This window comes from Tolypothrix sp. FACHB-123 (assembly GCF_014697075.1).
Classification (GTDB): Bacteria; Cyanobacteriota; Cyanobacteriia; order Cyanobacteriales; family Nostocaceae; genus Aulosira.
On sequence record NZ_JACJRE010000080.1, the window covers coordinates 14373 to 30754 of the forward strand.

Here is a 16382-nt window from a genome sequence, read left to right on the forward strand (position 1 = left end):
AAACTCTAGATATATTCTCTGTGATGCATGTAAATTGATATACAAATTATACAGAGGAGTTACAGAACATTTGCCTGCTCTGAGTCAACATCAAATTGGTAGGTTGATCAGCAAACTAGAAGATTTAAGATGGATACTCAGTGAACACTTCCATAATCTCAAGAACAAAATAGGGTTTGTTGGCAATCTTCCAGAGGTGTGGCAAGAGTACAACCAGAAGAAGTGGTATGAGCTTAACTGCGATATTTCTATTTACTTAAACAATTTTTTGTAAAAAAAATTGCTCTCTTAGCCTTTGTTTGGAGACGAAACTAAGAACAGCAACCTCATCATCTAGTCTTTACAGACCAGAAAAAAAATACTTTGCACCGATTGTATCACATTATTTAGAGAGAAATTGAGGTTATCTGCTTTTTGGTTAGTTGAATAGCAAAGGCTGTAAACCAACCCCATCAGGAGTTTTCAGCCATGTTTCACGCAAATAATCAGATTTTATCTACTGCAACCGGAACTATAGCTCTGCCTCTAGGCGCGGAGATCATATCTGAGTTAGCTGACCCACCAAAGACTTTTGAAGAGACGAGCAAATGGTTAGATAACCTTGGACTACCACAGTTGCCCGTATGCCCCAAAGAACCTGTAGAAAAAGGGAAATCAGCAAAGCAACCCCGTTTCCTAGGTGACAACGGTAAAACTTACCTAATCTCTTGGAAGAAATACCAGGAGGACATGCCAACACCAAAGGATAGGAATAATTGGTTTCGCAATCCTAGAGGCATCAGTACAATAGCAAAGTTTAACGGAAAGCATTGGATCACATTTATTGATTTTGATCAGAAAAATTTTGCATCTCAAGAAGATTGCGATCAACAAATAGCGAACTGGGAAGAGAATCATCCGATCACAAAAAATTGCCCAATGTACCGTACCCAGAGCGGCGGATATAGGCACATAGTTGCGCTACAACACAAACCTGAGAACTTTACCTCTAATGGTGGTTTCTCTTTAATTACTGACAGTTCAAGAGCACTTGGAGAGGTACTTTGCAACGGCGGTGCCACTACTATACTACCGCCAACACAAGGAGTTAATGGTTTATATTATTGGGTACGTTGGTGTGAATATCCACCAGTAATTGAACGACTAGAAGATATTGGTATTTATCCTTTAAATAGAGCGAAAAAGCCACAACTAACATCAACGATTAATCAGCATGAATTAATCGACATTGGCTCATCTAAAAATCAGTCTCAAGTTATCAAAAAAGAGATTGAGTCAACAATTGACTTGCAAGAATCTCACTCCATTGACAAGGATCTAAAGGTTGTCATTGAAGAAGTTAATTCTAGGCTTAACCTTAGTACTGCTTTTAACTGGGAAGAGCATAATTTTCAAGAGGATGGTAACGACAAAGTAAGAGGTAATTGCCCTTGGCATCATAGCTCATCGGGGACTGCTTTTTATGCAGAAAGGAAGGGAAATGCTCTACTGTGGCGATGTCCTGCTTGTAATATTGGTGGGGATGTATTTGGCTATCGTTCATTTCTTCAAGGAGGTAATATTAAACCAACAGGTAAAGAATTTGTTGGCATTCTCAAAGAATTATGCGAGGAAACTGGGGTAACATTCCCTGCTCGGAGTCAACCTCAGAACCATCAAAATGATGACAATAAAATTGCACCAGAACACGAATTATCTACAGGTCAAGAAGATGATTTAAATCGGATGACTACAACACCTGATGAGACAATTTTTAAATCTCTATTCCAGAATGGGAAGGGTGATTGGACAGTTATTAACGATGCTTTTTACCAATATACAGGTAATGGCTACTGGAAACACATTGAGGATTCATATGTCAATTATTTAATAGCTCATGCTTTACGGGATATTTACCAAGTAAAGAAGGTAGGCAATGAGGAATTTAAAGAATTTAAATTTGCCAATGAACGAAATAAATCAGCAGCATTTAAATACTGTAAATCAGCACTTGCCAAGAAGCAAACACTCTACAATAACCACCTTTCAGCATTCTTAAATTGCACAGTTGACCTACGCACAGGGGAAGAACTGCCCCATAATCGAGACAACTTTGTCATCCATGCAATTGCATCTAATTATGTTCCCAACGCCGAATGCCCAGAAGTTTTTAAAAAATTTATCGTCAATGCTTTTGGGGAAGAATTTATTGATTTAATCCGTGCTGTGACTGCAATGTTGCTTGACCCCACTGCTCCTTATGGCTACTTTCCCCATGTAATTGGCTCATCTGGTAGTGGTAAAGGTACATTGTTGCGCCTATGGGGGTCAATGGTTGGGGAAAGCGGTGTCAGGTCAATTACCTCATTCTCTGACATCACAACCGCAGAAGGCAGACATCAATACATGACAGGAGCAAGACTGATCAACTTCCCTGATATGGGCGGATTCCAAGGTAATCTCAGAGCTTTTTACGAACTGGTGGATAACGGCACGATGTCTGGACGTGCCTTATTTAGTAGCTCTGGGTATGAGCGGCAATGGAATTGCCGTTTTACTTTAGCTTCAGTCAGCTACTTGTCGATCGAAAATAGCGGCGATGGCTGGGATAGACGATGTATTCCGTTGCCAACCAAACAAAGACAAGGAGAAATTGACCCAGACTTAGGACGAAAACTTCAACTTGTGAAAGGAGATATCATCTCTTGGGCACTGGGCATGGGCAAACAAAAACGAGATCACCTGATCATGAATTCCGTGACTGCGAACGAAGCGATAGCTAATCTTAAACGAGAACAAGCAATTCACTCAGACTCAGTTCGCGCATTTGTAGATATGTGCCTGCGCCCTAACGACGATAAAAACGCCACATTAGAAAATTCGACAATCCATGATTATTACTCAGCCTACTGCAAGGCTCATGGCTTTCAAACTTGGTCGTACAACAAGTTTGTAGGTCATCTTAAAAACGTACTGCCTCAAAACTATGTGGATCGGAAATTTGGCGCAAGAGTTAACGGTAAACGTGAAATTACACCTCGTCACTTTTTCCATATTGAAGTGCTGCGAGGAGCGTTTATCCCTGCCACAAACTTAGATGGAATTCCTACATGGCAGTGTAGCAAAGGGTTCTGTCGAGAGGGTGGGTTAGATGACTTTAAAAGTTTCTGGGACAACTTGGCACAGGATACCCCCCCTGGCACAGGGTCAGATCAGCCATCCTGTGCCAACCCTGTGCCAGCCGAAACCTTTACTAATCAAGGACTTCACCAAGTGGCACAGGATGCACACCTTTCTGGAGAAAACTTTTATCAAAATAGTGGCGAGCAGCACAACAGTAGTAATGGTTTGTTACAGGTTGATGACAAAACTCTCTTTGTTGAGGAACCAAATATACCTATATATATTGAAAACTTTTCGTCTCAACCCTGTGCATCCTGTGCCACAACCCAGGAACCTTATATAGCAAGTGGCACAGCACTGGCACAGGTTACTAATTTAGACCCTGTGCCAACCATAGAAACCTGTGCCAACGATGAAGACCCTAGAGTTATTGCAGCCAAGGAGATCGCCTATATATTGGAATCCCAAAATGATTGCTCGCATCTGGTTAAAGGCATTCTCAATAAGATGTCCATTCCTTCTTACACACAATTGCAAGGTTTCCTGACCCTGGCGGAATTTAAAAAGTTAGAGATGCTAATACTTGCGGAGCAATAGGAGATTGATTTTTAACTTTGGTTAAGCATTGTGCCAGTTGTAATGTCAGTGCTACACCTACAACTATCAATCTCACGTTGGTGCTGTAGCATGTAGACACACCGCTGGGGTGCTTAACAATGTGCCAGTTGCTGTAATACGAAAACCCTTAAGCATTCGGTTATATCCCACATTCCGCAGGTGAATTCAATTGAATTTGAATTGGAATGGTAACACCTCAAAAAAGATGAACTTGTCTCACGAACAATTGAAGATGAGTTAGACCTTGCATATGCTGTGATTGATGGAGTTTAAAGAGATGGAAGAAGGAAAACTATAGTACATAACGTGTAAGATTTAACTCCAATACTTCTTTAGATATATCTTTTCTAAGAAGTAAGAATATTTACTATGCTCGTTATCATCTGTGATTTTTTCTGGAGACTGGAGAGAAGCATTAATTACAACAAAAACATACTCTCGTAAAGGAGTACTTATATCTCTCTTGAGAGGTAAAATAGCCTAAACAACAATTTGGCATATCTATCAATAGGGTGAAAATTCTGCTTAAATATATGTTATTATTAAATGGGAAAATTGTATTTACAAATTACTAAGAATTTGCTACGTTATTAAACATAGCGAAAGACCCTCTTGATTTTTGTGATTTCCGAGGTCACGCTTACAAAGAGGGTCTTTCTATATGTCTAACTCCTGATGAATGTTTTGCCGACGCACATCAGGGGTAAATAAATTTTTCACCCAGTTATAAGACTGGTAATCTTATAATGACACAAAAAAATGGTTTTAGCAACAGCAACCCTGAACCAGAATCTTTTGATCCTGAGATTTTAGCTAGTCTAAATACTCATGGTTCCACTGTTAACCCGTTAGTACCTTTCGAGGAAGCTGAAAGTACCTTAGAAGTATTGGCTAAAATGGTACTGGATGATCCTTTGGAAACAGTGGCAGAGAATCCGGTTAAACGCTGGATAGAAATCGCCGCACCAATTTTAAAATACGGGGGCAAACCTGTAGCCGTGATACTGGCACTAGGTTTCATATCTATTCCCTTAATGCTTAGTGGTAGTCCTTGGGTTCCTTTAGTCTTAGCAATTGGTGCAGCGATTACGGCTATCTGGGGCATAGCAAGCAGCCAATAAAACTCGATCTAATGCAGTAAAGCAATCATTTATTAGGTGGTCAGTGACCACTTTTTTTATGACCTATTCGGAGATTACCCCAATCCAATTGATATCAAGATTGATATCAAAAATGCGCTCAGATCCATTTTTGCTTCGCGATCGCACAGAGAGAAATCGCCGCAAAAGTGTCTTACTGTCTTACAAAGTCTCACAATTCATTTGCTTGTCTTTGAACCTGGTAGAGACACTAAAAACTGCCTAAAAACTGCCTAATTAAGCAAAACTTATGAATCAACGGCAGAATCAGGATTACAGACAGCGCGATTGATAAGCATTATTAACTGCTCGGCAGAGCAAGTGTACTTTTCACGGTAAATTAACCTTTGGGGCAGTTACGTTATCAATTATGAATTAGTGAGCGTAGCATCTGGGTCATGAAAATCAATCGCTTTGGCAAGGCAGAAATTCTTCATCCACATGAAATCACCTTACTATTTAGCGAAGGCTTTGTTAAGCCCCGCGATCGCGCTTTATTTGGTGTCTGCCTTTATGCTGCTGCCCGAATCAACGAGAGCTGTACTTTGCAGCGCGGAGATGTCATCGGTGCCAGGGGGGTTCGTCCCAAGCTGATCATCAGGGCATACAACACTAAAGGGGGGCAAGATACTAGAGAAATTCAGGTACATGCCAAGCTCAAGGAATTTTTAGAAGAATACAGTCAGGAGCTTAAGGGAAGAAATCCTCATTTATTCCCAGGTAGGCATGGTCTGGGGCATATCCATAAAGCTAGTGCTGACCGGATTCTCAGGGAGGCACTGCGTCGAGTGGATTTGGATGAGCGGGGAATATCTACGCATTCGTTTAGAAGGACAGCGTTGACCTGGATGAGTGATTCTGGGATTCCTCTGCGCCACATTCAGTCAATCAGTGGGCATCGATCTTTGTCTGCCCTAGAGCATTATTTAGGTGTCACTGACCAGCAGAAGGAAAATGCTATTTCTATGTTGAATTTTTGAATTCTATTGGTGTAGTTCGCCAGAGCTATCTGGCATGAACAGCAGTCTCACTCTAATTGTGCAACTCGCTCCATCAAAGCTACAAACTGTTTCACTGTGTTTCCGTGCCCACCATGCAACCACAACCGAGTTCTAGGAAAACAACCTGAAGGAGCTTTTATTGAGAAATCAAGCTTTACATCTGGCAACAGTTTCTCATCATCGCCACGCCAGCCAACTAAGCATCCAAATCGAGTCCATGCTTGTGAGTCCGTTATTGGTTCCACCTTCTTAGCGAAGAGTTTAAAGCGTGGTTTCTCTGGCTCCAGAATTTTTTGCCATAGCTGCGACTGAATTCTCAGCCCAAAGTTTTCATCGCTGTAGGCTACCCAGAGTTGGTCAATGCTGTCGAGTAAATTTAAAGAAAGTTGTCTAATTTTGGAAGCTGTCAGAGGATTATTCTGGTTGTTCTTCAAAACGATTTTCCTAGTTTGCTCATCCGCTTCTTGCCATTTTTGTGCTGACAGCAAGATCTCTAATTTTTCCAGCTCGCTAGTATCCTCAGTATCAGGCTGATTTGGCAGAATTAGTCCAGACACAGCCTCTAAAGATAAACCTTCCTCATAAGTTGGTCGATTCCCAGTAATTCCCCAAATCAACTGACCTATTGGTTCGGGATGGCTTTGTCGAAAATCAACCCACATTCGCCCACGAAGGAAAAGAGGTAACTCTGGCTTTTGAGGAGCATCAGGTAGCAGCACTGGAATCAGAGGTTTATTATTCTCTGCAAATATCACTAAAAATGCCTCAAGCTCTTGCTGTTGCCAAGGACCAAGTCCGTTGCTACCAACAAAAACTGCTGCCGCCTCAATCTGAGAAATCTGCTCTTGTAAAACTTGTTGCCAACGGACTCCGGGTCGCAACTCCCACTCATCAAACCACGGATGTATTCCCTTGTTCTTCAAGCATTCAGCAATAATTCGTAGTTGTGGTTTATCTTCACTGTTATGGCAGAGGAAGACACCAAACTGAGGTTGAATATAGGTCATTTAAAAGCTTCTCCTGTTATTCCTTGATACCAGCAATTACCGCCAACGCATTCGCATACTGCTCAAAATCTAGTATAGTAAGTGACAAGTAGTAACAGATTGGAGTTTAATGCCCAAAAAGATTAAATACGACATCTTTATATCCCTATAGCAGTGCTGAATAATGGTCTTCGCCCTTTTCTTGCTAAGTGGCATCCACTGTTACAAACCTGGGAAGCCCAGCGTCCTCCGCACCTAAGTCCTAGAGAACATGAGCACAATTGGTCTGAAGAACCCAAACTCCGAGAAGAACTTGAAAAACTCAGAAGTGATTTAGAGCAATACGCTTTTGCGTTGGCAGAGATTGTTGGAGTGGAACGGTAACTAAAAGAATTAGATAGAATGAATGACCAGCCAGAATTTGATGTTTTTTTAGCTCACAATAGTAAAGATAAAATTTTTGTAAGAAATATTGCCAAAAAACTTAGAAGAAGCCGTTTGAAGCCGTGGCTAGATGAGGAAGCAATTTTACCAGGGCAAATTATTCAAGAAGAAATTCAAAAAGTAATTCCACGAATCAAAGCTGCTGCTTTCTTTATTGGTAAACATGGATTAGGAAGATGGCAGAAAGTAGAATTAAGAAGTTTGTATACTCAGTGTGTTGAAAAAGGCATTATAGTGATTCCTGTCTTGTTACCGAATGTCAGTGAATTTCCTTCAGAATTAGTATTTTTGAAAGAACACCGATGGGTAAATTTTGTAAATGGGAGTGATAACAAGCAAGAGTGGGAAAAGTTTAAATCAGCTATAAGACAACAAAAACAGATAAGGAAGTCAACAAAGCCAAATAAAAAAACCACCTTACTTAACAAATCCCAAAAAGCATTAACTTCAAAACAAAAAGATATAAATTGTATTAAAAAAACAGAGTCTGATTTAATATCAAAACAGAGTCTGACTACTTCTAAAACCAAAGATAGTAAAGTATCATCCACTATAAATACTAGTTTAAAATTACCACTTACTTCAGTAGTTAGGCGACAAAAATCAAGTCAAACTATTGCCAGTAAAAGTATTAGCAGTTCAGGTGCATGGGTTTTACTAGATAACAAGTTATTCTTAACTAAATCTGTTGATACTCAAGCTGATCTAAGTGTCATAATCCACATTTCGCCTACTACTCCAGAACAAGAAGCTGCCTTACGTAATCTGCAACCAGAACAACAATATTACAAAAAGCAAATTCTTTTCGCATACCAAAATGAAGCGGCAACGATGCAGGTAACAAGTGTTATCACAAAATCTATAAAAGGTAGAACTACCTTCGTCATTACCCTAAATCCAAACCAGCAGGCACAAGGAAACAGCATGATAGACATGATGATTAATGGTTATAGTGCAGATAAAATTGCTGAGTTACGCGCTCGTTTTCTATTACTCAATGAACTACCTCCTACTAACCCAAACAGTAACGATTATTCAATGCTTAATTCCTTGATTAAAGGTTATGATAATTCTGAGCAAGTAGAAAAATGTGTTTTTCTTGATTTATGGATGAAAATGAAAAATGAACCACAGCTTTTCTTAACTCATGCACGTCTCGCGGCAGTTTACCATTTAAAAAGAAGACGAATAGTCGAACATATATTCGTTCTAAAACTTACTTTACTTAAAAATAATATAATATCTATTCAGTTTCGTGGGCAAAGGAAGCTAGACTACAGTAATCCAGAACCTGCTGTTATTGAGATTAAAGGTAATTGCATTCTGAAAAATTAAACTATAAACCAAGAATCAAGGCTTCTTAACTGTCATCCAAAAAAATTCTTCTAACTGCTTTCGTTTTCTTGCTAGCTCTTCAATTTTCGCTCCTAGAGAGTAATAACTTTTTGTTTAAGGGTAGCAAGTAGAAAAATTGGATTATGAGCAAGCGATTGGTAGCTTAAGCTTTTGCTTACGAATTAGTTCTAAGATAAGTGATTACTATGTGTAATATTGAATGCTTATGAATTGGACGAATAAAAAGATTATTGCAATTTTAAAAACACATTTTTTGATTTGGAATAACTGGCGTAGTAATAATTCAAACCTTAACATTAATCTTTCTAGAGTGAATTTATCAAGTTTAAATCTCAACTTTAAGAACCTAAGCGGTATAGATTTTAGCGAGACTAATTTCAGGAAAGCACAATTAACTCTAGCTAATTTAAGCAATACTAATCTTAGAGGAGCAGATTTTTATGAATCAAAATTAGATGGTTCTAATCTAACTGGTGCATATATATGTGGAGCTAACCTTGGTAATACAGATTTAGCTGAAACTAATTTTACTAAAGCAGACTTGTGTGGTGCTAGTTTGAATGCAGCACACATTTACAGGGCTAACTTTTATGAAGCTAATTTAGCTCAAGTAGACTTAATGGGTGCTAGAGTAGTAGAAACTAATATTGAAAAAGCCAATATTGATGATTGCAAAATTTACGGAATTTCAGTTTGGAATTTAAAAGGTAATCCTCGTAGTCAGTCTAATTTGATTATTACTCGTCCTGATGAGCCAACTGTTACAGTTGATAATTTGAAACTTGCTCAGTTTATCTACTTATTAATTAATAATAAAGAAATTCGAGATGTTATTGATACGGTTGCTAAAAAAGCAGTATTAATATTAGGAAGATTTACACCAGAGCGGCTAGAAATTTTACAAGCGATCCGTAATAAGTTACGTGAACTAGGATATGTACCAATTATATTTGATTTTACTAAGCCAGATTCTCATGATTTTATAGAAACAGTTTCCACCTTAGCTCATATATCAAAATTTGTTATTGCTGATTTTACTGAGCCTAAAATTGTGCTTGAAGAAGTACCTCATATTGCAAGAACTGTTTCAGTGCCGATTCAACCACTATGTATGAAGGGGATAGAAAATATTGCTGTAACTCCAGGTAATCTTAGAGTTAACCATCGTTCGATTCTTGATGATTTTTATTATGAAGATATTGAGCATTTAATGCAGAACTTTGAACAAAAGGTTCTCTATCCTGCTGAGAGTATGGCACAAGATTTATTAGAACGAAAACGCAAGGAAGCACTTAGAGGGCAAGAATGATATTGAGCCGAGATGCGCGACGTGAAAGTTGTTATGCTTTGAATCATAATGTGAGAAAAATTTTGATCCATAAATTAGAAAAAAGTTAACGAAAATTCAGGCTTTCACGCTAATCACAAATTAAAACTTTGAATCAAATTATGGGTGAGAGTTGAAATTATGAATCATAACTAGAGAATGAGTTTAAAAAACACAATTGGATAAAACTTGCACAAAAAATTCCTGACAAAATTGCTCTAACTTAAACTTTCAATTCAAAATATGGTTCAAATGCCCATGTTATGCTTCAAAACTTTTGTTTTAGTAGATATCTGAGTAAAAATAAAATATTTCATTGTCCAAGCGATCGCTCTGTTGTTGGGCGATTGCCTACTCAAACAGTAGCTGAATAATAATGATAATCAAGCTGAAAGATTGATACGAACGTTTCTCGTATCAGTCTTTTTATCCCCTAAACGATAATCATTATGAGTAAAAAAACTCGAATATTAAAAGTGAACTATAAACTGGATACTTATTTCTGAAGCATATCATGAGTTAAAATCTCATTTTTTGTTTCAAATCACAGTTGTGCGTAGAGGCAGCAGCCTATTTCGCCTTTGTATAACATCGGGGAAAAAACGGTCGCTAAGAGCAACTGTCCCATTTTCGGTGATTGGAGCAACTTAAGTGAGTAAGTTGCATCAACGTAAAATCAAGCCTTCCTAGCATCTACTGTCCCATTAACAGTTAAATTTGGGACAGTTAAACGTTCATAAATGAGCATAGGACTAGAAAACAGATGAATCCTAAAAGCCCTGTCCTATAGGCTTCCTAGCCTTAACGACCAAAAATTTTCCGTTGATAAAACTAAGCCATCTTCGCTATTATGGCAGAGGAAGACATCAAACTGAGGGTAAATATAGGTCATTTAGAAGCTTCTCCTGTTATTCCTTGACACCAGCAATTACCGCTAACGCATTCGCATACTGGTCCAAATCCTTCCTCAGCAATTCGAGTTCACTCCGCAACTTGGGTTCCTCAGACCAATTGCCCTCATGTTCTTTCGGACTAAGGTGGGGTGGACGCTGTGCTTCCCATGTCTGCAATAATGGATGCCACTTAGAGAGGAAAGGACGCAACCCATTGTTTAACACTGCGATCGCAATTCCACCAACTGAATCATGGGTGGCTCCTACATCTGGTCCACCTTCTTTGAGAACTTGCCGAGTTACAGGGAATAAATTGTACAAAGATGTTAAAGCTTCTCGCAAAAGTCCTGTGTCAGCTTCCAAAGGCTGAACAGCGATACGGGTTACAAGTTCAACGTACAGTGACCAAGCTGCTCTACGTTCTGTTGGATCGGCTTCCCATTCTACTGAGCCAATACCGAAGGGTAGGCTGAAAGCTACTTTTTTGATTTTTGCTGGATCAGATTTAGGCATGAGTTTGTTGCACCGTTAAAGATCATATTTTATAGAATCCATTTGGGATCTTGGTAAATTTGATGAAAAGAGCAATTTTATTTCTGTAACTCCTTCATAGCAAGCCTTCCAAGCTTTACGTGGCGGCAAAATGTGTCTTGGCTGACACTGTTGGCGAAATATTGCTTAACATTAAAAAGCGATAAAAATTAATTAATTTGGAGAAATTTGACTTCTTGCAGCAGTTTTGGCATCAATCAGGGTAGCCGCCGAGAGTTTGGCACTACAACACTCCACACTAACTCCTCTACCCCGAAAAACCATTCCGTTTATTCGCCAAGTAGAGCAATTTTTTTCTTTAATGTAGAGGCTCTAACCTTTGATGATACAAGAGTTTTAGAGGTTGCGAAACTCCGTAATAGGTGGAAATGTTATTCCCTAGATAGGGAATAGCCCTTCTAGATTTGCAGCAGGGTTTTTGATAATTGACTGGAGAGACGCGACCGTAAATTGATTATTTCTGAGTGCAATCCCAGACCTGTCTACCGTTGAAAGTTTAGCTATTATTTTATTTTTTGGAAGTTCTGAAGGACAATTTGTGTATTGAAGTGCAGGCTATTCAAGCAACTAAGGCTGCCAATTTAATGTTGATGCGTGGGCTGTTGGTGGTCCTATGGAACTTCCTGCCTTAATTACCTCATAATCATAATCGTTCTTTATACAAAACTTTACAATATCATCAAAGTTGATGACTTCTACTGTTGGCTGAAAAGGAAATTTTTGGTTTATCAACTTCAATGCAAATCTGTAAGCATTTTCACAAGACTCAAATATCAATATCTTATTGCGTCCTTGAAATGTAATAGTATGAATTCCTTCGTTTTGAGTTCCATTATTATAAATTAGAACGTATAAAAATGTATTAATACTTATAGATTTTTCTGTCGGCACTTGCCCTGGCTTTTTATTATTTAATTGTAAATTTCTCTGTGGCTTTTGCCCAGTTATACCCCACTCTAGCAAATCTAATGCCTCCTCCTCATTAGTTTGTGTTAAAAAATTTATCCATCTGAATTCTTTCAAAAATACCAAATTTTCAGGCAAGTTACTAACACCGGGTAACAAAACAGGAATTACAGGAATTTTATTTTCAACGCACTGTGATATAAATACTTTTAATTCCCAATTCTGCCAACGTCCTAATCCCTGATAACCAATAAATACAGCAGCAGTTTTAACAATTGGAATTGCTTGTTGTATCTCATCTTGAAATGAACGTCCTGGGGGAATTTGTTCTTCGTCTAACCACGGTTTTAAACCACGCAGTTTAAGCAATTTAGCAATTTCTTTAACTAAAGGTTTATCTAAACTATTGTGAGCGAGAAATACATCAAATAGCGGTTGATTCATTTTTCAAAGGTTCCTTTTATTATTCCTTTACACCAGCAATTACCGCTAACGCATTCGCATACTGTTCCAAATCCTTCCTCAGCAATTCCAATTCTTCCCGTAATTTCGGTTCCTCAGACCAATTTCGCTCATGCTCTTTCGGACTTTTGTGAGGCAGTTTCTGAGCCTCCCATGTTTGCAATAGTGGATGCCACTTAGAGAGGAGTGGGCGCAACCCATTATTCAGTACAGCGATCGCTATCCCACCAACTGAATCATGAGATGCACCTACATCTGGGCCGCCTTCTTTGAGAACTTGCCGGGTTACGGGAAACAAGTTGTACAAAGATGTCAAAGCTTCTCGCAAAAGTCCGTTATCTGCTTCCAAAGGCTGGACAGCAATGCGGGTTACAAGTTCAACATAAAGTGACCATGCTGCCCTACGTTCTGTTGGGTCTGCTTCCCATTCTACTGAGCCAATACCGAAGGGTAGGCTGAAAGCTACTTTTTTTATTTTTGCTGGGTCAGATTTAGGCATGAGTCTGTCGTACTGTTAAATGTTAATTCTTTAGTAGTAAGTAAAAGCACACTTTTTACTTGCCTGTTCTCTTAGCCTCTAATGCTGATACTCTTTCTTGGGGTAGATATAGCGAAGCTGTTATGAGGGGCAAGATAGCTGGAAACTATTGCTATATCTACGCTATAGCATTTTTGACATCAAATTAGAATTTCTGCATGAAAGCACTGGTACTTTTCACCCCATAATTGATTTTCGCCTACCAAAGAGAATTAATAATACTGTTTGGTTGGAGTCTTTGGATTGGGCTACAAACCTTGATGTCAAATAGTTTCAGTCAATTCACGCCTAAAGATGATCATTGCCCTAGCTGTAAAACCTGTAAATAAAGTTAATAAATACTCTGGTTTTTGTAGCTATGGATACCCAAGTTTTGTCCAAGAGTGTCAATTTTACTCAAACATCGCTGAAACTTATATATAGTAAGAGTTTTCAGTCTATCTTGCCCCTGGTGACAGCTTCGCTATATCTAGGCCTTCTTCTAGTTCACTAACTCTGCGTGTCAGTGGCACATCCTCCGCACAACCAAGGTAGTGAGCTAAGGCATCAATCATCACTTTTGTCTTTGTCATACCATTCTGTTTGGCATAACCCATTAGCCTCTGCTCAAGCTTTGGCGGAATTCTAATACTAAATTGAGGTGAAGTCATACTGTAAATTCCACTGCATGATCTTAGTGTAGCAGTGTTACTTTTGTATGACAGTGAAAAAATACGTTTGTGTCACTTTAGTAGAAGCCAATCCCTGTAAAGCTTCTGGAGCTTTAATTTCTGGGTTTTGGCTATAAATTCTAGTTTCTGTTAGTAAATAAAGGCTTAAAGCTTGATTCAATAAAAGGTTGAGAATTTCGCTTCGATTATTGTTTTCCAAAAGTGACATAACTCTCAATTTGCACATTGTCAAACCCTTATACAGTAGGACTTTGAGAAATATCAGAAAAATGTGCAAGTTAAGAGATAACAGGGTTATGTAGATTTATTTATGCTCTAAGATATATTGACAAAATCTACTCACTTTTAACTTGTTCCAAATGGTTGGACAAGTTAAAATGGGTACTTCGGGAATAGTTTTGTATGTGCAGTCCATTCATCACGTGTAGATAGCTATAGATAAGGCTAAAACCCTATCCCCTCTTGTCTTTTGCCTCCTGCTTTATCTCAATTACGAATATCTACACCGTTCTACTTAAAGTCATTCCTTTCACCAATCTTCAGAAATTTTCCCGAATATTGTTAAAAATAATAACTAGAAGGATAGATCATGTTAATTGCACAAACTAACTATCAAGCTTCTCAAATTCAACCAAGTAATACCACCACTGTTAACAAAGTAGATAACATAACTATGTATGTAAGTTCTACATCTATCCTTGTTTGCTCGTTCTTTTTAATATACAAATTATTTCAAATAAATAAAACAAAAAAAGATAAGAAGATAGATTCTCAAATCCCCAAAATAGATTCTCAAATCCCCAAAATAGATTCTCAAATCCCCAAAATAGATTCTCAAAATGAAAAAATTGAACAACTTTTACGTCAAGTAGAAACTCAAAAGATGAATGCGCTCAATCGTTACAATAATGACATTGATAGACTAATTGAACAAGTAAAAGTAATGTCAAATTATTTTGAATGTTCAACGAAAGAAAATTTTTTAAAAGAATTAGAAGAAACTAATTTAGCTGGTTTTGGAAAAAAAGAAAAGCTTGAAGAATTTAACAAATATAAATTACAACCTATTTTAGAAAAACAAACAACTGAGTTTCAAAAAGAACTGAAAAAATTAGGAGAACAATTTTATTATATAGAAAAAAATTTAGAGAATAATTTTTCACAAATATTACTTAATTTAAAAAATAATTGTCAAAGACTAAGAATCTCAGAACCGGATTTCAATTTCTATAAACTAGAAGTAGACGAAAAACAATCTATACATAAGATATTGTCTTCAACTACAAAATCAGTAAAAGTTGATCATCTTGGCGGCTATGTTGCTGTATCTTGTGCTGCTCTGCTAGGGTTTTTTCCTTCTGATGCTTTAGCTGACACTACAACTGATGCTGCTGCTCATGGAGTTGGTCATGCTGCTGGACATGGAGTTGGTCATGCTGCTGGACATGGAGTTGGTCATGCTGTTGGACATGGAGTTGGTCATGCTGTTGGACATGGAGTTGGTCATGCTGTTGGACATGGAGTTGGTCATGCTGTTGGATTGGCTATACCAATCTTAAATGTTGCTTTAATAAGCTTTTCTTTATATCGTTTAGGGAAATTTTTCTTTGATGATTCAGAAGTAAAAAAACAATTTAGGGAATATACACTAAATGAGATTAGTAAGTATTACAGAATAATAAGAGATGGTAAAGGTTCTGATATTGGATTAGATGGACAACTTCAATATATAAAGAATGAATTTTGTAAAAGTCAACAAGAATTATTTGATAAATCTCTTCAACCAACTCTTGAGTCAGTGATAGCAAGATTAGAAAATGGGCATTTATGATTGCAGTTCACAAGTGTGATTCGTTAAACACGGTTTCCCCGATCGCCTACATATCACTGTCTCAAGAGATCATAAAATCGTGAAACGCTTATTATGTAAGGCTTACATAATACTTTACCCTGTCGTTTCACTCATATCGGTATTGAGCCGAGATACAAGTAAAAACCTGCAAGATGGTCTGAAAAGCCTTGCTGTATATAACTTTGAGCGTTTTTGATGCGAAAGTAGGATTTTGAGAGAAGATACTTGCAGTCTGAGGGTCAATAATTGCTTTTCGCCTACCACAAAGAATAATAAATACTCTGTGGTAGGAGGCTCATGCTTTGGGCTATAATCCTTTACTTATAAGAGTTTCAGACAATTGACTGCGAAAGATATTCATCGTCCTTGCTATAAAACCTGTAAACAAAATTAATAAATACTCCAAGTAAAGTAGCAATATATACCTTATATTTGCGCTCTAGAGTCAATTTTACTTAAAAATGCCTGAACCCTATATATAACAGGAGTTTCCAGACCATCTTGCAGGTTTTTACTCATATCTCGGCTCACTACC

Annotated in this window: 12 protein-coding genes and 1 pseudogene; 7 read left to right on the forward strand and 6 right to left on the reverse strand. The window is 37.9% G+C overall.

The features are described 5' to 3' along the window. Positions 1–468 precede the first annotated feature (468 nt). The 3 genes from H6G41_RS30475 (at position 469) to H6G41_RS30485 (ending at position 5839) form a co-directional block, all read left to right on the forward strand. A complete protein-coding gene (locus H6G41_RS30475; RefSeq protein ID WP_190751625.1) occupies positions 469–3699 on the forward strand; it encodes a DNA primase family protein in 3231 nt (1076 codons plus the stop codon). Positions 3700–4466: 767 nt separating this feature from the next. Then, complete coding sequence (locus H6G41_RS30480; protein WP_190751627.1) at positions 4467–4841, forward strand: hypothetical protein; 375 nt, start codon at positions 4467–4469, stop codon at positions 4839–4841. Positions 4842–5257: 416 nt separating this feature from the next. Beyond that, positions 5258–5839, forward strand: a complete 582-nt coding sequence (locus tag H6G41_RS30485; protein ID WP_190751629.1) for a site-specific integrase — start codon at positions 5258–5260, stop codon at positions 5837–5839. Between the two features lie 47 nt (positions 5840–5886). Here the strand turns inward: H6G41_RS30485 and H6G41_RS30490 are convergent, their stop codons facing one another. Then, complete coding sequence (locus H6G41_RS30490; protein WP_190751631.1) at positions 5887–6867, reverse strand: TIR domain-containing protein; 981 nt, start codon at positions 6865–6867, stop codon at positions 5887–5889. A 141-nt stretch (positions 6868–7008) separates the two neighbouring features. Between H6G41_RS30490 and H6G41_RS30495 the strand changes: the two are divergent. From H6G41_RS30495 to H6G41_RS30505, 3 genes and pseudogenes are all read left to right on the forward strand, one after another. After that, positions 7009–7230: pseudogene (locus H6G41_RS30495) on the forward strand (hypothetical protein); the annotation flags it as partial. An 18-nt stretch (positions 7231–7248) separates the two neighbouring features. Beyond that, positions 7249–8625 carry a toll/interleukin-1 receptor domain-containing protein gene (locus H6G41_RS30500; RefSeq protein WP_190751633.1) on the forward strand — a complete coding sequence of 459 codons (1377 nt, stop codon included), beginning with the start codon at positions 7249–7251 and terminating at the stop codon, positions 8623–8625. A 226-nt stretch (positions 8626–8851) separates the two neighbouring features. Beyond that, entirely contained in the window at positions 8852–9955 is a 1104-nt protein-coding gene (locus H6G41_RS30505) for a pentapeptide repeat-containing protein (protein WP_190751635.1), read from the forward strand. Positions 9956–10881: 926 nt separating this feature from the next. On the opposite strand, the gene H6G41_RS30510 is transcribed toward H6G41_RS30505, so the two are convergent. From H6G41_RS30510 to H6G41_RS30530, 5 genes are all read right to left on the reverse strand, one after another. Next, positions 10882–11379 (reverse strand): hypothetical protein, encoded by a 498-nt coding sequence (locus H6G41_RS30510; RefSeq protein WP_190751636.1) that lies wholly within the window; start codon positions 11377–11379, stop codon positions 10882–10884. Positions 11380–11985: 606 nt separating this feature from the next. Further along, positions 11986–12768 carry a DUF3110 domain-containing protein gene (locus H6G41_RS30515; protein WP_190751638.1) on the reverse strand — a complete coding sequence of 261 codons (783 nt, stop codon included), beginning with the start codon at positions 12766–12768 and terminating at the stop codon, positions 11986–11988. A gap of 19 nt (positions 12769–12787) precedes the next feature. Next, on the reverse strand, positions 12788–13285 hold the full coding sequence (locus H6G41_RS30520) for a hypothetical protein (protein WP_190751640.1): 498 nt from the start codon (positions 13283–13285) through the stop codon (positions 12788–12790). A 476-nt stretch (positions 13286–13761) separates the two neighbouring features. Next, entirely contained in the window at positions 13762–13974 is a 213-nt protein-coding gene (locus tag H6G41_RS30525) for a hypothetical protein (RefSeq protein WP_190751643.1), read from the reverse strand. A gap of 37 nt (positions 13975–14011) precedes the next feature. Continuing rightward, positions 14012–14203, reverse strand: coding sequence for a hypothetical protein (locus tag H6G41_RS30530; RefSeq protein WP_190751645.1), 192 nt, complete (start codon positions 14201–14203; stop codon positions 14012–14014). Between the two features lie 381 nt (positions 14204–14584). On the opposite strand from H6G41_RS30530, the gene H6G41_RS30535 reads away from it, so the two are divergent. Further along, the gene (locus H6G41_RS30535) at positions 14585–15826 is read left to right on the forward strand and encodes a hypothetical protein (RefSeq protein WP_190751647.1); all 1242 of its coding nucleotides are present in this window, start codon (positions 14585–14587) and stop codon (positions 15824–15826) included. Positions 15827–16382: the final 556 nt, after the last annotated feature.